Source organism: Pantoea sp. SS70 (assembly GCF_029866845.1).
Classification (GTDB): domain Bacteria; phylum Pseudomonadota; class Gammaproteobacteria; order Enterobacterales; family Enterobacteriaceae; genus Pantoea; species Pantoea leporis.
Genome location: NZ_CP117199.1, coordinates 2,030,542 through 2,050,887 on the forward strand (window position 1 = coordinate 2,030,542; position 20,346 = coordinate 2,050,887).

At 55.3% G+C, this 20,346-nt stretch carries 17 protein-coding genes and 1 pseudogene; 12 read left to right on the top strand and 6 right to left on the bottom strand.

Annotation, left to right across the window (positions count from 1 at the left end; all coding sequences use genetic code 11):
* Positions 1-63 precede the first annotated feature (63 nt).
* On the top strand, positions 64-945 hold the full coding sequence (gene rluF, locus PO881_RS09470; RefSeq protein WP_280172834.1) for a 23S rRNA pseudouridine(2604) synthase RluF: 882 nt from the start codon (positions 64-66) through the stop codon (positions 943-945).
* A gap of 37 nt (positions 946-982) precedes the next feature.
* Here the strand turns inward: rluF and PO881_RS09475 are convergent, their stop codons facing one another.
* On the bottom strand, positions 983-1,723 hold the full coding sequence (locus tag PO881_RS09475; protein WP_277974866.1) for a nitroreductase family protein: 741 nt from the start codon (positions 1,721-1,723) through the stop codon (positions 983-985).
* 141 nt (positions 1,724-1,864) lie between these two features.
* Positions 1,865-2,629 (bottom strand): hypothetical protein, encoded by a 765-nt coding sequence (locus tag PO881_RS09480; RefSeq protein WP_110866144.1) that lies wholly within the window; start codon positions 2,627-2,629, stop codon positions 1,865-1,867.
* Positions 2,630-2,923: 294 nt separating this feature from the next.
* Here PO881_RS09480 and PO881_RS09485 point away from each other — a divergent pair, with 294 nt between their 5' ends.
* From PO881_RS09485 to PO881_RS09505, 5 genes are read left to right on the top strand one after another with little or no spacing between them, the layout of a single operon-like run.
* Positions 2,924-3,901: a sugar ABC transporter substrate-binding protein gene (locus PO881_RS09485; protein WP_101764408.1), complete on the top strand. Its 978-nt coding sequence runs from the start codon at positions 2,924-2,926 to the stop codon at positions 3,899-3,901.
* A complete protein-coding gene (locus PO881_RS09490; protein WP_280172835.1) occupies positions 3,891-5,414 on the top strand; it encodes a sugar ABC transporter ATP-binding protein in 1,524 nt (507 codons plus the stop codon). The genes PO881_RS09485 and PO881_RS09490 overlap by 11 nt, the downstream gene beginning before the upstream one ends.
* Positions 5,411-6,424, top strand: coding sequence for an ABC transporter permease (locus PO881_RS09495; RefSeq protein ID WP_192411843.1), 1,014 nt, complete (start codon positions 5,411-5,413; stop codon positions 6,422-6,424). The genes PO881_RS09490 and PO881_RS09495 overlap by 4 nt, the downstream gene beginning before the upstream one ends.
* Complete coding sequence (locus tag PO881_RS09500) at positions 6,417-7,403, top strand: ABC transporter permease (protein ID WP_277974868.1); 987 nt, start codon at positions 6,417-6,419, stop codon at positions 7,401-7,403. Before PO881_RS09495 ends, PO881_RS09500 begins: the two co-directional genes overlap by 8 nt.
* 12 nt (positions 7,404-7,415) lie before the next feature.
* Complete coding sequence (locus PO881_RS09505) at positions 7,416-8,783, top strand: LLM class flavin-dependent oxidoreductase (RefSeq protein WP_192411842.1); 1,368 nt, start codon at positions 7,416-7,418, stop codon at positions 8,781-8,783.
* Here the strand turns inward: PO881_RS09505 and PO881_RS09510 are convergent.
* Positions 8,780-10,033 (bottom strand): SfnB family sulfur acquisition oxidoreductase, encoded by a 1,254-nt coding sequence (locus PO881_RS09510; protein WP_192411841.1) that lies wholly within the window; start codon positions 10,031-10,033, stop codon positions 8,780-8,782. The two genes, PO881_RS09505 and PO881_RS09510, sit on opposite strands and share 4 nt — an antisense overlap.
* A gap of 109 nt (positions 10,034-10,142) precedes the next feature.
* Entirely contained in the window at positions 10,143-11,171 is a 1,029-nt protein-coding gene (locus tag PO881_RS09515; protein ID WP_192411840.1) for an NADP-dependent oxidoreductase, read from the bottom strand.
* A gap of 147 nt (positions 11,172-11,318) precedes the next feature.
* Here PO881_RS09515 and PO881_RS09520 point away from each other — a divergent pair, with 147 nt between their 5' ends.
* The 4 genes from PO881_RS09520 to PO881_RS09535 all read left to right on the top strand — a co-directional run bounded on the left by PO881_RS09520 (position 11,319) and on the right by PO881_RS09535 (position 16,098).
* Positions 11,319-11,570, top strand: coding sequence for a helix-turn-helix transcriptional regulator (locus PO881_RS09520; RefSeq protein ID WP_101764402.1), 252 nt, complete (start codon positions 11,319-11,321; stop codon positions 11,568-11,570).
* 726 nt (positions 11,571-12,296) lie between these two features.
* Positions 12,297-13,649: an MFS transporter gene (locus PO881_RS09525; RefSeq protein ID WP_101764401.1), complete on the top strand. Its 1,353-nt coding sequence runs from the start codon at positions 12,297-12,299 to the stop codon at positions 13,647-13,649.
* A complete protein-coding gene (locus PO881_RS09530; protein ID WP_280172836.1) occupies positions 13,627-14,970 on the top strand; it encodes an enolase C-terminal domain-like protein in 1,344 nt (447 codons plus the stop codon). Before PO881_RS09525 ends, PO881_RS09530 begins: the two co-directional genes overlap by 23 nt.
* A 9-nt stretch (positions 14,971-14,979) precedes the next feature.
* Positions 14,980-16,098 carry a beta-propeller fold lactonase family protein gene (locus PO881_RS09535; protein WP_110866148.1) on the top strand — a complete coding sequence of 373 codons (1,119 nt, stop codon included), beginning with the start codon at positions 14,980-14,982 and terminating at the stop codon, positions 16,096-16,098.
* Between the two features lie 156 nt (positions 16,099-16,254).
* Here the strand turns inward: PO881_RS09535 and PO881_RS09540 are convergent, their stop codons facing one another.
* Both PO881_RS09540 and PO881_RS09545 read right to left on the bottom strand, forming a co-directional pair.
* Positions 16,255-17,685 (bottom strand): cytosine permease, encoded by a 1,431-nt coding sequence (locus PO881_RS09540; protein WP_280172837.1) that lies wholly within the window; start codon positions 17,683-17,685, stop codon positions 16,255-16,257.
* A 290-nt stretch (positions 17,686-17,975) separates the two neighbouring features.
* Positions 17,976-18,257 (bottom strand): VF530 family protein, encoded by a 282-nt coding sequence (locus tag PO881_RS09545; RefSeq protein WP_110866150.1) that lies wholly within the window; start codon positions 18,255-18,257, stop codon positions 17,976-17,978.
* A 125-nt stretch (positions 18,258-18,382) separates the two neighbouring features.
* Here PO881_RS09545 and PO881_RS09550 point away from each other — a divergent pair, with 125 nt between their 5' ends.
* Positions 18,383-18,691 carry a hypothetical protein gene (locus PO881_RS09550; protein ID WP_110866151.1) on the top strand — a complete coding sequence of 103 codons (309 nt, stop codon included), beginning with the start codon at positions 18,383-18,385 and terminating at the stop codon, positions 18,689-18,691.
* A gap of 264 nt (positions 18,692-18,955) precedes the next feature.
* Positions 18,956-20,301: pseudogene (locus PO881_RS09555) on the top strand (ISNCY family transposase).
* Positions 20,302-20,346: the final 45 nt, after the last annotated feature.

The window sequence follows — 20,346 nt, forward strand, 5'->3', positions numbered from 1 at the left end:
ATTGTCGCGAGGCTTAACCAACGCCTAAGGTTGCTGTATAGTCCGTTTTTTTTCGGAGGAACCATGCTGCCTAACTCATCCACACGCCTGAACAAATACATCAGCGAGAGCGGAATCTGCTCACGCCGCGATGCCGATCGTTACATCGAGCAAGGCAACGTTTTCATAAACGGTAAACGCGCTGCCGTCGGTGCGCAGGTGTTTGCAGGGGATGAAGTCAAGGTGAACGGGCAGCTGATTGAGCCGCGTGACGAAGAAGATTTAGTGCTGATTGCGCTGAACAAACCGGTTGGCATCATCACCACCATGGAAGAGGGTGAGCGTGACAACATTGGTGATTTCGTTAATCACAGCAAGCGCGTGTTCCCGATTGGTCGCCTGGATAAAGATTCGCAGGGACTGATTTTCCTCACCAACCACGGCGATCTGGTGAATAAAATCCTGCGTGCCGGAAATAACCACGAAAAAGAGTATGTGGTCACCGTTGATAAACCGATCACCGATGAATTTATTGCCGGAATGAGCGCGGGCGTACCGATGCTCGGCACCGTCACCAAAAAGTGCAAAGTTAAAAAAGAGTCGACCTTTGTCTTCCGCATCATTCTGGTTCAGGGGCTGAATCGTCAGATTCGTCGAATGACCAAGCACTTCGGCTTTGAAGTGACCAAGCTTGAACGTACGCGCATCATGAACGTCAGCCTGAAAGGGATTCCGCTCGGCGAGTGGCGCGATTTGACCGATGACGAGCTGATCGATCTTTTCAAACTGATTGAAGACTCATCATCCGAAGATCAAAAAACGCAGAAGACGCAGGGGAAAAAGAAACCCGCCAGCGTGGCGAAAAAGCCCGCGACGGTTGGCGCTAAACCGGGTGAGAAAGCGGGGGCAAAACCGGCTAATCGCCAGCGTTTCGCCCAGCCAGGTCGTAAGAAGAAAGGGCGTTAATTCTCTTTCCCCGCGCACAGCGCGCGGGGAAAAACCGTCACTTGTCGTTGCCAAACCCTTGCTTCTTTAGCGCGTCCAGCACGTGCGGGAAGTAAATCTTGTGATAATAACCGCTAACGCTTTCACTCCAGCTTTCGCCATCCTCACGTCCGGTATTTTTCCAGTGCTGCACCATCTCCTGATTGTAGGCAGCGATGTGTTGCTCCAGTCCATCACGTTGATAGCGCTCTTCATGACGGAAGGTGGCCAGCGGCAGACGCGGCTTCTGATGCGCAGGCTGATCGACATGGCCAATCACCACGCCCGCCACCGGGAAAGTATATTCCGGCAAATCCAGCAAGCGGATTAACGCCTGCGCATCGCGACGAATACCGCCAATCGGCACAATGCCCAAACCTTCTGCACGCGCTGCCGCCATGATAGAACCCAACGCAATACCCACATCGGTTGAGCCCGACACAATGCTTTCGATGCTCTGCTGCGCGATCTGCTCGCGGTCGATAGCGTACATCGCCAGACGCGATTTATGCATATCCAGCACCAGGGTAATAAACACCGGCGCTTTGGCAATCCACGGCTGACCGCCAGCAATCTGGGAGATTTGTGCCCGTCTTTCAGCATCGCGCGTCACCACCAAAGAGACCTGCTGCGAGTTCACCGAGGTTGGCGCGCGATACGCGGCCGAAATGATGCGATCCAGCACCGCATCCGCAACGGGAAGGTCGGTAAAACTGCGATCGCTTTTATGACTGGTGAAAATATCGATTAATGAACTCATGGATCCTCCTGATTGGGAGGCGAGAGCGTAGCAGAAGAGAGTGTGATGTGACTTAACCGTTGTTGCCGTGGCTAACTACTTCTTTTGAATAAGCAAAGTGCGGAATGGGATAAGCGATGAGACCGGTGCATAAAGCACCGGCTAAGCGACTCTGGCTTCAGCGACAGCCGGATGAACGCTGCGATCGGGTCCGCTCAGCATCACCGGTTTACCGGAACGTAATCCGCGCTGGAACTGGGTCATGCGTTCATGGCTGATCCCGGCACCGCACCACAACAGGTGATGATCGTGGCGGCTTTCTGAACTGTACAGCATCGGTTGTGAGGTTTGATCCACCTCGACGCAGAACCCTTGTCCGGTAAGGCGAATGGCTTCCAGCCACACTTCCGTTTCATCGCCGGTGCTGACCACTTCCAGTAACAGTGGCATCTGCTGCTGACGGGCTGAAGCGCGTTTTACACAGTCGCTGTGATGAACGATCGCTTCATGAAAGCGCGTTAACCTGCGTGATGCCCCGCGACGCGTATCATCACGCAGCCAGCGGTTGAGCGGTTTCATCAGCACATTGACGAAATCGTCGCTGCTGTAGTCGCCCGCCAGATTGCGCACAGTACGCGCCAGTTCTCGATCAGAGCCTAACTCCAGCTGACGTAATAGATCGCCGCGGCGTGCCACCCAACCAGACGAAGAGTAATCGAGCCCGCAGTGTCGACCTTGATAGATTTGCCACAGCGTGGCACCACCCGAGGTCAATGCCATCATGGCGAGCACTTCATCAACCTGATGTCGGCTCCAGTCCTTATTGACGTGATTCTCAGAAATTAATCCACCGCGCAACCAGCGACGTAAATTGGCGCGGTTGGCACCGGTAATGGCGCAAACGGTTTCAGTTGAATAAAAGTTCATTACGAGCCCTCAGATAGAGGGTGAATGGCCGTGGGTGCTAATCCAGGATGAGTGACCATCCTGAACCTTATCTGTATGGATTACCAGTATCTTTACGTAACTGTGCATAAAAAACCGACAAAGCGCAGCGGGAAAAAACGCACCGAAATAGTGCGGATTGGCTATTACCAATCGCCAGCTAGCCTAAGGAGAAAATAGCATTATGGATAAAAAATGGCTGTGATAATTTTTATTTCACACGCCAGATAACAGGCGTCACACAACATTATTTTATTGTTTCCAGGGATATTAAGAATGAAAAAGCACCGCCTGGCAGGTCTGTTATTGGCTTCTCTATCACTATTATCAGGAATGGCGCACGCCGAGGATCAACCGATTCCGTCGCTGGCGGGTAAACGCATTGGCATCACCGTCGCGGGTACCGATCACTACTGGGATTTGAAAGCTTATCAGGGACAAATCGATGAGGTGAAGCGCCTTGGCGGAACGCCGATTGCGCTGGATGGCGGGCGTAAAGAGTCGCAGCAAATTGCGCAGATTCAGACGCTTATTGCGCAAAAACCGGATGCCATCATTGAAACCCTCGGCACAGCGTCGGTGCTGGAACCCTGGCTGAAAAAAATACGCGAAGCGGGCATTCCTTTATTTACCGTTGATACCGCCAGCCCATCCAGTATTAACGTCACCACATCGGATAATTTTTATATTGGCGAACAGTTAGCATTAAAACTGGTAAACGATCTGCGCGGCGAAGGCAATATTTTGGTATTTAACGGTTTCTATGGCGTGCCGGTAGTAGCAATGCGCTACGACCAGTTAAAAGCCGTGCTGAAGTGGTATCCGAAAATTAAAATTATCCAACCTGAATTGCGCGATGTCATCCCGAATACCGTGCAGGATGCGTATGCGCAAATCAGTCAATTACTGAATAAATATCCGAAAGGTTCAGTGCAGGCGATTTGGGCGGCGTGGGATGTGCCGCAAATCGGCGCCACGCAGGCGGTAGACGCTGCCGGACGCAACGAAATCAAAACGTACGCGGTGGATGGCAGCCCGGATGTGGTGTCGCTGGTTAAAGATCCCAAATCCAGCGCGGCAGCGGTGGTGGCGCAGCAGCCGTATGTGATTGGCCAAACTGCGGTGCAGAACGTAGCGAAATACCTCGCTGGCGATCGTTCGCTGCCACCCGCAACCTATGTGCCGTCGATTCTGGTGACTAAAGAGAACGCTGCCGAAGCGCAGAAAACCCTGGGTCAAACGGATGGCAAATAACGCGCCACTACTGCAACTGCATGCCATTAGCAAAGCCTTTGATGGCGTGCCTGCGCTGCAATCGGTGTCGCTCAGCGTGCATGCCGGTGAAGTTCACGGCTTGATTGGCCATAACGGTGCGGGTAAATCGACGCTGATCAAAGTGTTAGGCGGCATTCACGCCGCCGATCGCGGCAGCATCGAGCTGGATGGCCAGCCGCTTACGCTCGCTACGCCCACGCAGGCGCAACGCCAGGGCATCGCCATCGTGCATCAGGAGCGATTGTTGCCCGGCTCGCTGACGGTGGCAGAAGCGCTGTGGCTCGGCAACGAACCGCGCTTAGCCGGTACGCCGTTTATCCTGCGACGTCGTATGCGCCAGCAGGCAGAGCAGCAGCTGCAGCTGCACTTTGGTTTGCAACTCGATCCTGATGCGTTGATCGCCACGCTGAGCGTGGCGGAGCAGCAACTGGTGCAAATCTGTCGCGTGCTGCAAAACGCGCCGCGCGTGGTGGTGCTGGATGAACCGACAGCCGCGCTGGCGCGCCATGAAGTGCATGCGCTGTTCCGGGTAATTGAACGCTTGCGCCAGCAGGGCATCGCGCTGCTTTATGTTTCGCACTATCTCGATGAAATTCAGGAGCTGTGCCAACGCGTCACGGTGCTACGTGATGGCAAAGACGTGGCGCAGTTCAACGCAGATCAGCTGTCACCGGCGGCACTGATCGCGGCGATGGTAGGCGACGCGCGCCATGAATTGGCACCGCGTCAGTCGCGCCGCGCCGGTGCGCAAGTACTGCAGGTTACTGCGCTCAGCGCGCCCGGCAGTTTTCACAGTGTGTCGTTCACCGGCCGACAAGGCGAAATCATCGGCATCACCGGCTTGTTAGGTTCCGGCGGTAAAGCGCTGATTCGCGCGCTGTTCGGGCTGGAAAACGGCGTCAGCGGCAAGGTTACGCTGGGCGAAGTGATCGGCGTGCCGGCTTCTCCACATGCCGCAGTGAAGCGCGGTATCGCCTTTGTACCGGAGGATCGCCGCGCCAACGGCGTCGCGTTAGATTTGTCATTGCGTGACAATGTCACCTTAACCACGGTGCAGCGCTTACTGCGCTGGGGCGGTGTTTCGCGTCAGGCGGAGAGCGAACTGGTGGCGAAGAACATTCAGCAACTGGATATTCGCACGCCGGGGCAGCTGGCGGCGCTGCGTCAGCTTTCGGGCGGCAACCAACAGAAAGTGGTGCTGGCCAAATGGTTAAACACCGGTGCGCGTCTGTATTTGCTGGATGAGCCCACGGTGGGCGTTGATATTGCGGCTAAGGCGGCGATTTATCACACATTGCAGCAGTTGGCTGATGACGGCGCCCTGATTCTGGTGTTCTCCACCGATTTACTCGAACTGCAAACGCTGGCCGATCGCATTATGGTGCTGGCGCGCGGCGAACATGTCGCCACGCTGGAGGCACAGCACACCAGCCATCAGGAAATTCTCTCCTGGGCTTCGGGCACCGGCGCGTTAACGGAGCGTGCTTCATGAGTGATGTTACCCAATCTGCACCGCTTGTAGCACCGCGCAGCGTGCGTGGTCAGCAGTGGCTGCAACACGTTTCGCTGCTGATTATTGTGCTGGTTTTAGCCGTCTTTGCCTGGCTGTCGCCGATTTTCCTTACGGTGATGAATCTCGGCAACGTGCTGCAGCAAACCGCGGTGGTTGGCACGCTGGCGCTGGGCTTAACGCTGGTTTTGAGCGGCGGCGGCTTGCAGGGCATTACCGGCGGCATTGATCTGTCGATTGCCGCCAACCTTGGCCTAAGTGCGGCGGTGTTTGCCAGCCAGCTCAACGCCGGTCAGCCCATCGCGATTGCCTTGCTGCTGACGCTGTTAACCGGTGCGGCTGTGGGTTTGTTTAACGCGCTGGCGATTGTCTGGCTGGGGATTTTGCCGCTGCTGGCAACGCTCACCAGCATGAATATCGCTATCGGCCTGGAAATGGTGCTGACCAGCAACGCCTCGGTGTCAGCCAGCAGCGATCTGCAAAATCTGTTGTTAAGCAACGGTCCGCTAGCGGTGTCGTGGCTGGGCTGGTCGTTTCTGCTGCTGGCGTTTGGCGTGATAGCCTTGAGCCGCCTGACGTCCTTTGGCCTGCGCTTGCAGGCGGTGGGCAGCCATCCGCAGGCGGCGAATGCGGCGGGCATCGGCGTTAAACGCTATCAGGGTTTGAGCTACGTGTTGTGTGGCGTCAGCGCGGCTATCGCGGCAATTGCGTCGGTGTCGCTACTAAGCGGCAGTTCGCCTGGCGCCAACGACAATCTGTTGATGGTGATCGCGGCGGCGCTATTGGGCGTGGTGTTTTCCCGTCGTCTGGTGCCGACACTTGGCGGCGCACTGATTAGCGCGCTATTTCTCAGCCTGATTGCCAACGGCTTTCAGCTGATCAATGTCTCAAGTTACTGGATAAACGGCGTCGAAGGCGTGTTGATCCTATTAGTGGTGGCGTTAACCGCGCTGTTACGTCGTCGCCAGTCAAGGAGAACGCAAGGTGTCTGATTCTTTGTTATCACCTGTCGCGCCACGCCCGCGCCAGACCGGCTGGCTGCGCGCCATCATCGTGCTGACCTTTGTAGCGCTGCTCGTGTTCTTTATTGTCGCGGCGCCCGCTTTTGCCACTGTCTCCAATATTCGCAGTGTGTTGCTCAATAACGTCGCGCCGCTGGCGATCGTCGCCCTGGCGATGACGTTGGTGACACGCATTGGCGCGATTGATCTCTCGGTGGGCACGGCGATCGATATTGCCTGTCTGGTTTTGGTGACACTGGTGCTGCATCAGGTCAGTTTGCCAGTGGCGCTGTTCGCGGCATTAATTGCCGCGCTGCTGGTTGGCGTGTTTAACGCCTTTTTGGTGACACAGTTGGGCGTGGAGCCGTTTCTCGCCACGCTTGGCACGCTGTTTATCGGACAAAGCGTGCAGCAGCTGTCGTCAAATGGCGGACAACCGGTTTATCTGCTGAGCCAGAAACTGCCCGATGGGTTTTCGGCGATAGGTCACGGCGCGCTGCTCGGCATTCCGCTGCCGTTGTGGCTATTGTTGCTGGTAGCGCTGGCGCTCTATCAGTTGCTGCATCGCAGCGCCACCGGCCGTTCATTGCGGGTGATGGGCGAGCAGTACAGCGTTGCGCAGCATTCGGGCGTGCCAGTGAAACGACTCACTGCGCTGGCGTTTATTCTCGCAGCGTTGATTGCCGGTATCGTCGGTTTGATTCTGGCGGCCAACGTCAAAGCCTGGGTGCCGCTGTCGGGCAATGCCTATCTGCTGAATGCGATTGGTGCCAGTTTTATTGGCGCCACCTTCGCGCCATCACGTCGGCCCAATGTGTTAGGCACGCTGCTTGGCGTGGTGCTGCTGAGCTTTATCGCCAACGGCTTGCTGCTGGTCGGCTGGAATTTTTACTGGCAACAGGTCGCCACCGGCGGATTAATTTTCATTGTGCTGGCCGTCGGGGCTCTGCGCGCGCGTCGTCACAGCTGAGAGAGGTCAAAGATGAGCCGGGCACCGTTTTTACTGTTTGGTTTTATGATGAATGTGCCGGGCCACATCTCTGCAGGATTGTGGCGGCATCCGCAGGATCAGGCTCATCGCTATACCGAACTGCGTTACTGGACCGATATTGCCCTACAGCTGGATCGCGCCGGGTTTGATGCGCTGTTCATCGCCGATACGTTGGGCCAGCTGGACGTGTGGCAAAACAAGCCGGACGCGGCGTTGCGTCTGGCGACACAAATGCCGGTTAACGATCCACTGTTGCTGGTTTCTGCAATGGCAGCGGTGACGCAACATCTGGGCTTTGGCATCACCGTTTCTACCACCTACGAACAGCCGTATCTGCTTGCGCGCAAATTCACCACGCTTGATCACCTGAGCAACGGGCGCATCGCCTGGAATGTGGTGACGTCAATGCTGGATTCAGCGGCACGTAATCTGGGGCTGACGCAGCAAATTCCGCACGATGAACGCTACGATCGCGCGCAGGAGTTTCTCGATATCACCGGCAAGCTGTGGGAAGGATCGTGGGAAGAGGACGCGGTGCGGCGCGATAAGCAAAACAGCGTGTATAGCGATCCGGCGAAAGTGCATGCTATCAAGCATGCCGGGCGCTGGTATCAGGTACCGGATGCGCACCTAAGCGAGCCCAGTCCGCAGCGCACGCCGGTGCTGTTTCAGGCGGGAACCTCCAGTCGCGGGGCGCAATTCGCTGCACGCAACGCGGAAGTGATATTTCTCGGCGGCGTTACGCCGCAGGCCATTGCTGCGGATATCCAACGCATTCGCCAGTTAGCCGCAGCAGAAGGGCGCCATGCGGCTTCGCTGCGTTTCGTCACAGCGATCACGGTGATCACCGCAGAGAGTGATGAAGCCGCGCAGACTAAATATCGCGATTATCAGCAGTACATCAGCGAAGAGGCCGCGCTGGCACTGTTCTCTGCGTGGACCGGTATCGACTGGTCACAGGAGGATTTGGATACGCCGCTGGCGTTTCGTGAAACCGATGCCTGTCGCTCAGCCTTAGCCAGCCTGACGCGCATTGACGATCAAAAACGCTGGACGCTGCGTGATGCGGCGCGCTACATCGGCATTGGCGGATTGCATCCGCTGCTGATCGGCGGCCCAGAGAGCATTGCCGATCAGCTGGAACAGTTTGCCGCGGAGTCGGGTGTTGATGGTTTCAATCTGGCGTTGGCGATTAGTCCCGGCAGCTTTGAGGATTTTATCCAGCATGTGATGCCGGTGCTGCGGAGCCGAGGGCTTATCCGCGAAACGCCTGCGCACGCCGTAACCTTGCGCGAACGGTTGTTTGGTCAGCCGCGACTCACGGCTGACCATCCAGCGGCACGTTTTCGCCACCGTTAACTCCAGGCATGGCGCGGCGGCGGGGTGCCATTGAGGTAATAATTGCCAACATGGTAATACTTCCAGCGCACCGGATCGTGCAAGGTGTGGGTGCGCGCGTTGCGCCAATGGCGATCGAGGTTGAACTCCTGCAGCGTTGAGCGCGTACCCGCCAGTTCGAACAGCTTATTACCTGCCAGAATAGCGATTTCGGTGGTTAACACTTTGGCTTCAGCGGTAGCAACCGTTGCTGCTGCAACCGTGCTTTCATCTGGTTGCTGCAGCGCCAGATCAATCGCTTCGCCAGCGCGCCACAGTAAGGCTTCAGCGGCGTGCAGGCGAATTTTCAAATCCCCGACTGCCGCCAGCGTAAAGTGATCATCGGATGCGCGCTCCTGGCCGCTATCAATCCACGGACGTGACCGCTCGCGCACAAAATGCAGCGTGTCTTCAACAGTGCCGCGAGCAATGCCCACATCCACCGCCGCCTGAATAATCTGCGAAATCGGACCGGCGGCAGTCGGGCGCTCAAACGCCTGATAAGCCGGGATCACGCGGGAAAGCGGGGCGCGCACGTTCTCCAGCAGCACGGTGCCCGATGCCGTGGTGCGCTGACCAAAGCTCGACCAATTGTTAATGATGGTCACGCCCGGCGTGTTGCGGTCTAGCACGATCAGATGCGCGCGATCCTGGTCGTCGAGCGCCACCGCGTGAATCCGATGCGCCAGCAGCGCGCCGGTGGCGTAGAATTTCTCGCCGTTGATCACAACGTCATCACCTTCACGCTGAAAACGCGTCTGGAAATCGGCGACGGTGCGCGAATTCTTCTCGGAGAAAGCGTTGCCCCAGCGCAAGCCAGCCAGCACTTCGCCTAGTAGTTCTTGTTTCTGCGCCTCGCTGCCATCCGCCACCAGATGCGCCACGCCGGCTAAATGGTTCTGCGGTAGCTGACCGAGCGCGGAATCTGCCGCCGAAATGATGGCGATGACTTTCGCCACCGTCACCCAGGATACGCCCGCGCCGCCATAAATTTTAGGGATCGCCATCGCCCACAAGCCACTTTGTGAGAACGCATCCAACTCGTTGAGCGGCAAGATGCCTTCGCGGTCGCGCAGTGCGGCGTCACGCGCAAAGTCTGTGGCCAGACGTTGAGCAATTTCAATGGCTTCGGCATCATCACGAATGATATGCGCCGGTTCAGCAGGTAAGGGAATGGGTGCTTCAGGCTGTTGGGAATTGACCTTCAGGATGTGGGTTTGGCTGAGCGACATGAGAACTCCCGATAATGACGATGTAGGGAAAATATCTTCTCATGCGCTCAGCGCGCGCCATATCTCAATTGCGGCTATGCAAAGTGAAAAATAGCGTTAACACAACGGTTTACTGCGCGACTTTCACCACGGTTTTACCGAAGTTTTTGCCTTTTAGCATATCGAAAAACGCCTGCGGGGCATTTTCCAGCCCGTCGATCATGTGCTCGCGGTAGTGGATTTTTTGCTGCTCCACCAGCGGCGTCATCGCTTTGAGGAATTCAGGATAACGATCGCCGTAATCCTGGAAGATGATAAAGCCCTGCATGCGAATACGACGTTTAAGAATGCCGCCCATGATTTGCGGGGTGCGATCCGGGCCCGGCGGTAATTCGCGGCTGCTGTAACCAGAAACCAGGCCACACACCGGCACGCGCGCTGCGGTGTTCAGCAACGGGAATACGGCATCAAACACTTTACCGCCAACGTTTTCGAAGTAGATATCAATGCCGTCCGGGCAGGCAGCCGCCAGTTGTTCCGCAAAGTCGTCACGATGGTGATCGATACAGGCGGAGAAACCGAGCTTCTCAATCGCATAACGACACTTCTCTTCACCCCCCGCAACGCCGACGACATGGCAGCCTTTGAGTTTGCCAAGCTGACCCACCGTTGCACCGACCGGGCCGGTAGCCGCCGCGACCACCAGGGTTTCACCCTGTTTTGGCTGGCCGATATCCATCAAGCCCATATAGGCCGTAAAGCCCGGCATACCGAGAATGCCCAGCGCCCAGGAAGGATGGGGCAGATCGCCCAATTTCGCCACGCCGTTTCCGTCCGAAACCGCATAGCTTTGCCAGCCGCTTTGCGCGAGGACCACATCGCCTTGCTGGAAATCCGCGTGTTTAGATTCCACCACTTCGCTCACCGTGCCGCCAACCATCGGTTGGTCGAGTTCAGCAGGTGCAGCATAAGATTTGCTGTCATCCATGCGCCCGCGCATATAGGGGTCAAGCGACAAATAGAGCGTGCGCAGCAGGATTTGGCCGTCCTTCACGTCAGGAATGGGCTGCTCCACCAGGCGGAAATTCTCTTTTACCGGTTCGCCATGCGGGCGTGAGGCTAATAGCCAAGCTTGATTACGTTGATTAGATTGCGACATTTTTACCTCTATTAGCGTTTCCACGTGAGGCAAGTGTAGACGAGGAAAAGGCATTAAGGCCGCCTGTGCAGAACTTAAGTGTTGCTATATGATAACGTTTTGGTAAAAATATAGACATTGTTATCATATACCAACAATAGAGGTTTTATGTTGCCTGGTTTGCAAGCAATAGGCGCTAAATGTCAGGAAAGGCGCAAGGCTAACCGTTGGACTCAAGCCGACGCTGCGACGCGTGCAGGCATTCATCGCACGGTTATTTCACAGATTGAAAATGGCCATTACGCGGGATCGTTGAAAGCATTTACTCTTTATTTGACGTCACTGGGATTGAAACTTTCAGCCATTGATTTCTCATTTCCACAGCTAGAAGACCTGGACACTTTATTTGATGAGGGTTGACCTCATCCTTGCATGAATTTTCAATATGTAACTTTTGAAGTTACTTGCTTTATCGGGAGGATTTGTCCTTCAGGTAAATTAATTATCTACATTATCTTAGTTTTCATAGCTGTAACTACCCGAATGTCTTCAAATAACAACTTCTGAGAAAGCACTTTATGGAACCTGGGCCATTTGTGTACCAGGTCACCATAAATGGTGACCCTAGGGGATTTATAGCGATGGTGATTCAAATTAATGCATTGATGCAGCAGCGCGGGTGTTGAGGCGACATCCCAAACCGCTGAACGAATGAGGGATTCCAGGGCGAGCCGCATGGATGCGGCGAGAGGCGGCGCTGAGCAGGAGCGAATCGGCGCCGGTCCGTCAGGAATCGTGAATGAGTGAAGGTACCGCGCAGCGGCGGATTGGGCTGGCGCAAGGCCCGGGAGTGCAGAGGGCGCGGCCAGGCGCCCTTTGCTCGGTCGCCGCACGGCAAAACTGAAACAATTTGAGCCTAGGGCGAACGAAAGTCGCTCAGTTTAATGTGAGGTATGCTCAGGCACGGGGCCCGTAGTGAGCCAGCGCACAAACCAAGCGTAAACTTTTCGACGCGAATTAATATAACACCATGAATTTTAACAATCATAGGGCATTTGCCTAAGCGGTATCGGGCAATGCCACATACACCTGGCCACACTCTGCTGCGTATACCTATAGCGATGCTTTTCTCCCTACAGGTGACGCATGACACAACAACAATACGTATTATCGCCCGATCATGACGCGCATATCGCCTCGGCTATCGGCAAGTTCTTCCGCCGCATCATTCCGATGCTGGCGCTGATGTTAATTGTGAACCAAATTGACCGGGCTAACATTGGCTTTGTAAAAGCCGAACTGCAAACGGATGCGGGTATTAGTGCGGCCGCCTTCGGCTTAGGCGCGGGGCTGTTCTTTATCGGCTATGCGCTGTTTGAAGTGCCGAGCAACATGATGCTGAAGAAACTCGGCGCACGCGTGTGGCTGACGCGCATCATGATTACGTGGGGCATGGTGGTGGTGCTTACCGGTTTTGTGAGTACGCCGCTGCATTTCTATCTGCTGCGTTTCCTGCTCGGCGTGGCGGAAGCCGGCTTCTTCCCTGGCGTGCTGTTCTATTTTCGTCAATGGGTGCCGAATGCGTGGCGAGGGCGAGCTACCGCGATGGTGTTGAGCGCCACCGCCAGCGCTTTTCTGTTCTCCGGTCCGCTCACCGGCGCCATTCTGATGATGCATGATGTTGGCGGGATCGCGGGCTGGAAATGGGTGATGTTTATGGAAGGCGGCGGATCGATGGTGATCGGCTTGCTGGCAGCCTTTGTGCTGGTATCCAAACCGCAAGGCGCGAAATGGTTGAGCGATGCCGAGAAACAGGCGCTGGCGCAGCAGTTAGCGCTGGAAGATGATGCGCGCGAAGAGCACGCGGTGAAACACGGCCGCTGGGGCTTGATCAGCGATCGCAGCCTTTTGTCTTACTGCCTGATCTTCTTCACCATGACCATGACCGGCTACACGTTAGTGTTCTGGCTGCCGCAAATCATTCAGCGTATTCAGGGCTTCAACAGCTTTGAAACCGGATTGCTGACCGCCGTGCCGTGGCTGTTCGCTATCGTCGCGCTGTTTCTGCTCGGCAAAGCCACCGACCGCTATCGCGATAAACTGGATAAAGGGCTCGGCATCGCCATGCTGATCGCCGCGTGCGGCACCTTTATGGCTACGCTGGGTACGCCGTGGTTTGGCTTTGTGGCGATGATTGTGGCCTGCATCGGATCCAAAGTGAGCGCGGCGTTCTTCTGGCCGATGCCGCAAAGTGAATTACCCGCCTCGATTGCCGCGCCCGGCATTGCGCTGATCAACTCGATTGGCAACCTCGGTGGCTTCTTTGCGCCCACGGTATTCGGCTACCTCGAAATGCACACCGGCAGCACCACCGGCGGACTTTACGCGCTAACCAGCGTGTCTGTGGTTACCGGACTCTATTTGCTGCTGCGTCGCAAACCTGTTCCACCCGCTTTCGGTCACACGGAGAGAAACCATGTCAGACAGTCCAGTCATTAAATCGATGCGCATCGTGCCGGTTGCCGGTTACGACAGCATGTTATTGAACATTGGCGGTGCCCATAACTGCTACTTCACGCGCATCATCGTGATATTGACCGATTCCGCCGGACATACCGGCGTTGGCGAAACGCCGTGTCATGCATCCACCTTGCAGTTGCTGGAACAGTTTCGCCCGCTGATAGAAGGTAGTTCGCTGCTGCGTCTCAACGCGACGCTGAGCCAGTTGTTCAGCAGCGAGGCTCGTCAGCAACAAACCTCGCACACCAACGACATTCATATCCCGCAGATGAATCCGGAGAAGTTTTATAACGCCGCCGCCGCCATTGAAGCGGCGCTGCTGGACCTGCAAGGCAAGCTGTTTAACCTGCCGGTAGCGGACCTGCTTGCCAGCGGTAAACAGCGTGACCGCATTCCGGTGCTCGGCTATTTGTTTTATATCGCCGATCGCAAGCGCACCAACATGCACTATCGATCGGGAGAGCATGAACAAGATGGCTGGTTCCGTCTGCGTCATGAAGCGGCGATGGACAGCGATGCCGTGGTGCGACTGGCCGAAGCGGCAGTTGAGCAATACGGCTTCCGCGACTTCAAGCTCAAAGGCGGCGTGCAGGCAGGTGAAGTGGAAGTGGCAACGGTGGAAGCGCTGCTGGCGCGCTTCCCTGAAGCACGCGTCACCGTCGATCCTAACGCCAGCTGGTCGCTGGATGAGGCGATTCGCTTTGGCAAGCAGCTGGCGGGAAAGGTGCCGTATCTGGAAGATCCTTGTGGCGCTGAACAAGGCTATTCCGGTCGGGAAACGCTGGCCGAGTTTCGCCGCGCCACCGGTGTGCCGGTCGCGACTAATATGATCGCCAACGACTGGCGCCAGCTGCATCATGCGCTGCAACTGAATGCCATTGATATTCCGCTCGCCGATCCGCACTTCTGGACGATGCGTAACGCCAACGTGGTGGCGCAGCTGTGCAACGAATGGGGGCTGACAACCGGCTGCCACTCCAATAACCATTTTGATATTTCGCTGGCGATGGTGGCGCACTTGGGTGCCGCCGCGCCTGGCGATCGTCAAACCGCCTTTGACACGCACTGGATTTGGCAGGATGGTCAGCAGCTTACGCGTCAACCGCCGCAAATCCGCGATGGTTATCTGGAGTTACCACCGGGGCCGGGATTGGGCATCGAGCTGGATATGGATCGCATCGAACAGGCGCATGCGCTATATAACGCGCTGCCGGATAAAAATCGCAACGATGCGCTGGGGATGCAGTTTTTGATCGATAACTGGCGCTATGACGCCAAACGTCCGTCATTGGTACGCTAAGGAAGCAGCATGAAGAACCTATTACGCGCGGCGACGCTTTTAGCATCGTTGGCCGCCAGCGCGCCGTTGCTGGCGCAGACTTTTGTCTACGTTTCAGAAGCCGATGATGGCACCATCGCGCGCTACGCGCTGAATGGGCAAACCGGTGCATTGCAACTATTAGGACGCACTCAGGTCGGCGGCAAAGTGATGCCGATGGCGTTGAGCGCCGATCATAAACATCTGTACGCCGCGATTCGCAGTAAACCGCTGCAACTGGTGAGCTGGAACATCGACAGCAAAACGGGCGATCTCAGCCCGTTGAATAGCGTATCCGCTGCGGCCAGCTATCCCTACATCAGCACGGATCCGCAGGGTCGTTTTCTGCTAGGCGCTTCCTATGATGGCGATGTGGTGCACGTTTATCGACTCAATAGCGACGGCAAGCTGATTGCGCCGCCGGTCGGGAGTTACAAAACCGGACATGCCGCGCACTCGGTGATTGTTGATGCGAGCGGCGAGCAGGCTTATGTCGGCAATCTCGGCACCGATCGCGTGCTGCAATTGAAACTGAGCGCCGAGGGCGAGCTTTCGGGGTTAGGCAACGGCTATGTTAAAACGGCGACAGAAAACGGACCGCGCCATTCGGTGTTGTCGCCGGATAATCGCTATCTCTACAACATCGGTGAAATGGGCGGCATCATTACGCAGTTTCGTCGTGAAGCCAGCGGTGAGCTGGTGAAAGTGGCGGAGACGCCAAATGCGGTAGCGGAAAAATATCAACTGCAACACGGCAAAGAGCGACCGCCGGGCTACAGCGACACCACGCCGCGCATCTGGGCGGCCGATATTCGTCTAACGCCGGATGGCCGTTTTCTCTATGTCAGCGAGCGGACCAGCAGCACCATCAGCGGATACCGGATTAACAAAGCAGACGGCAAACTGACGCTGATTGATAGCTGGCAAGTCGAGAAACAGCCGCGCGGCATCGCGATCACCGCTGACGGACGTTGGTTGATTGCCAGCGGCGAAAAGAGTGCGGTGACCGGCAGCTATGCCATTGATCAAGAAAGCGGGGCGCTAAAGCGCGTTGGCGAAGCACCGGCCGGCGGTGACGCCAATTGGGTGACGGTGGTGAGTTACAAATAATCCCTAAGGATTGCCATTAATGGCGACCAGGTGCGCCTTACAGTTGCTTATATTTCTCGTTAGTTAAAGTGTAGCGGTGGGCTGGCTGAATGATAATGCGCTCAAAGTCGCAAGCACTTGTGAGCGCGATTCATTAATATGACATACGTGACAATGTCACTGATTGGGGTAAGCAGAGTGCGACAAAGTCCCTCGACGATCGACCTTTCTTGCGGCTAACCACAACAGTGCGGTGACAATCCAGCCAATAATCCACGACACATCATTACCGGCAAAAATCCAGGTTAACGAACCGTGATGCAGTGGATTATCAATGAACGGCAACTGTACCAGCACGCCGCAGAAGTAGACAATTATGCCCGCCCAGTTCCAGCGACCGTAACGTCCGTTGGGCTGAGAGAGTGCCGGTACATCGACTTTACCTTTGGTGATCAGGTAGAAATCAGTCAGGCTGATTGCGCTCCACGGCACAAAAAAGGCCAGTAAAAACAGCAGGAAATGGGTGAATGATTTCAGGAAAGCGGGTTCGCTAATCAGCGCAATCACACAAGAAATCGTCACCATCAACACCACAAACAGAATGCGGCCGCCACGACTTAATGCGGTTTTCTGACGGAAGCCAGAAACGATGGTGGTGAGTGACATAAAGCTGCCGTAAGCATTCAGCGTGGTGAAAGTGATTTTGCCGAAGCAGATCGCAAAATAGATCACCATCGCCATCGTAGCGCTGCTGCCTAAACTGACAATATAGCCAACCTCGTTGCCAGAGAAAGCCTTACCGACAATCGCCGCGACAATTACACCCAACGTCATTGAAGCCTGCGTTCCTAAAACCGTGCCGAAGAAAACGCAGCTGAAAAGTTTTTTGGCTGAGACGTTAGCCGGTAAATAGCGCGAATAGTCAGAAACATACGGGCAAAATGCAATCTGCCATGACGACGACAACGAAACCGCAAGCAGGAAGTTAGCGACCGTGAAATGCTGGTTCTGCCACACCGCGGACAGATCATGGGTTGAGAGCAGCGTGATAAACAGGTAAACAAAGGCAAGCACGCCAATCACGCTGGCTACTTTACCGAGCTTGTGAATCACGCGATATCCCAGCACCGCGATGACGACGATAATCGCACTGAACAGGATCATGCCTGACGCATTGCTGGTATTAATCAGTTTGGCGAGCGCCTGTCCGGCCAACACCGTGCCGCTGGCAGAGAATCCGACATACATGATGCACACCAACACCAACGGAATTACCGCACCATATACGCCAAACTGCATGCGGCTGGTGATCATTTGCGGCAATCCGAGACGCGGTCCCTGAATGGCATGCAGTGACATGATCGCCGCGCCCACAACTTGCCCAACCAGCAAGCCGATGATCGACCACACCACATCGCCGCCCAACACCACGGCCAGCGCGCCGGTTACGATGGCGGTGATCTGCAAATTGCCACCAAACCACAAGGTGAACTGGCTGAAAGGATGTCCGTGGCGTTCGCTCGGAGGAATGTAATCAATGGATCGCGTTTCTGACAGGCGCTGTTTCTCTGCGCCGGCGTAATCTGCTGCAGGTGATTCGGCTGACATAGTTTCCTCGCTAAAACGGCTAAAGATGGGAAATTATTGTTAGTATGATGTGGCTTCTCTTGGTGGTACATGTATATACATGTAGCGATATTGTCATGCAGCATGGAAACTTACAATACGATCGGTCATTGGAAAATGTGATGACGCGGGCAAGGTTGGGAAGTTATGAAAGTGACAGAGCGGAGGATAAATGGGAGAACTTATATGATGTCGCTACGTGAATTCTGCAAAAAGAGCAGGGTGGAAGTTGCCGAGAATTCACGTAGCGCTGCCGGTTTTGTCGCCAGAAATTACTGATCTTTGCCCATAGTCCAGGGATTTGGCGCGGAATCATCTGCCTTATCCGCAGCAAAATCATCCAGTGAATCCAGATACAGTGCTTCAACCTCAGCGCGTGCCCAGGGTGTGCGGCGTAAAAACTTCAGGCTCGATTTAACGCTTGGATCGCTTTTGAAGCAGTTGATATTAATGAGCTTACCCAGTTCGGCCCAGCCATAATGGGCGACCAGCGCATTAATTTGCATCTCAAGCGTGACGCCGTGCAAGGGATCTTTGGAGCGATGATCGTTCATAGGAAATCCTTAAAATGTTGACGGCAAAGGTTACAAGAAAGCCACGTAAGCGGCAATGGTGCGATCTTCATTGCCGGTAAATGCTGTACACTTGTTGCCAGAAAATCACTATTGGACGGTACGCTATGAACGACAAGAAAATGATTTCCATCGATCAATTCAATCTCAGTGAACGCGTTGCAGTAGAAGAAGCGTTTAAGGGATTGATGGAGAAGTATCGCCAGCGCACTGGCAAAGAGCCGGATGCAAAGAAAGAGAAAGAGTTCACGGCGGAAGCCCGGCAGCAGATTATGACGACGAAACTGGCCAAAGAGAAAGCGCTGGCTGAAAAGGCAAAGAAAACGCCAACGCGCAGGAAGAAACCTGAATCGTTGAAAGAGAGCGAAGTCAGTGATTTCAACTGGAAGGCGTCGGTGATTAAAGGGCGCAGATAACGGCAACGTGCGTTCAACAATCCGTCGCCGGGATGATCGCGGGTTACGGATTGTTGGTGACGGAGGTGAAAGAAGGCAGGTGATGAGCGGATAATGGTTGAAGTGCGCAATGAGATACTTCATTTAACATAATATACATTATGCGCCCTTTGGTTGTTACTCCAAAGCGCTAATGTCGTACGGAACAATTCACAGATGTCGTCCCTGAACTAACCTTAGATCTCCTCAGGCTTAGCTCAGGATGCAGACTTTATGTTGGTGACTATGACAGATAAAGATCTATACCGGCTCGGCATCATCCAGCGCGTTCACGACCACACTCTGCTGCAGCGTGAAGCTGCTCGCCTTCTTGAACTTACCGTTCGTCAGGTGCAACGTGTTTTACGTCGTTACCGTGAACACGGCGCGGCGTCGGTTGTTTCTACCCGGCGCGGTCGTCCCGGCAATAACCGCATTCCCGAAGATTTACGCTGCGCTGCTTTGCAACTGATCCGGCAACACTATGCGGATTTTGGTCCGACGCTGGCCACAGAGAAGCTTCTTGAACGACACGGCATTCCGGTTTCCGTTGAGACAGTCCGTAACTGGATGATCTCTGACGGACTCTGGCGGCCACATTCACGGCGTCAGGTTCACATCTATCAGCCCCGACACCGGCGCGACTGCCTCGGCGAACTTGTTCAACTGGACGGCTCACATCATGCCTGGTTTGAGGAACGCGCGCCGAAGTGCTGCCTGCTCGTGTACATTGACGATGCCACTGGCCGCCTGATGCACCTTCGCTTTTGTGACTCTGAGTCTGCGTTTGATTATATGACGGCTACGCGTGAATACATTGATTTACATGGAAAACCTGTCGCATTCTACAGCGATAAGCACGCCGTATTTCGGGTCAACGGCACGGACGCGCGCCGCAGCGGAACCACGCAGTTTGGACGTGCGCTGCGCGATCTGAGCATTGAGCTTATCTGTGCCAACAGCAGCCAGGCCAAGGGACGCGTTGAGCGCGCTAACCAGACGTTGCAGGATCGGCTGGTCAAGGAGATGCGGCTGCATAACATCAGCTCCATTAGCGAGGCGAACCGCTGGGTTGCAGGTTTTATCGATGACTTTAACCGGCGTTTTTCGCGGCCGCCAAAGTATCCGAAGGATTTGCACCGTCCGGCTGATTTAGCGCCGGAAGAACTCGATGATATCTTTGCCTGGCAGGACCTGCGCAAGCTCTCAAAAGCGTTGACATTTCAGTATGATAAAATGATATACCTCATTGATCCAACAGATGAAAACACCCGGATCGCCGGCGAAAGAGTCACGGTCTACGAGTATCCGGACGGCAGAATCGCCTTCCGGTATGCACACAGGCTGCTGCGCTATCAGGTCTTTGATCGTCTTGCCTGTGTGGATCAGGGGGCGATCGTTGATAACAAGCGACTGGGCGCGGTTCTGAGGCTGGCACTGGAAAAGCAGGACGAACAGGAGGCCGAAGGTCAGCGTACACGAAGTAAAAAAATGCCGCGCAGGCGGCTCAGGAGCGTGCGCTTGAGGAGTTGCGGGCAATCAACCCCGTGCTGGTCAGCCCCGAAGACTTTGTTCCGAGCCTGAAGCGCTGACGTCTTTCCCCTGCCCGCCTAACCGCAGGCAGCGATAAGAGGTGA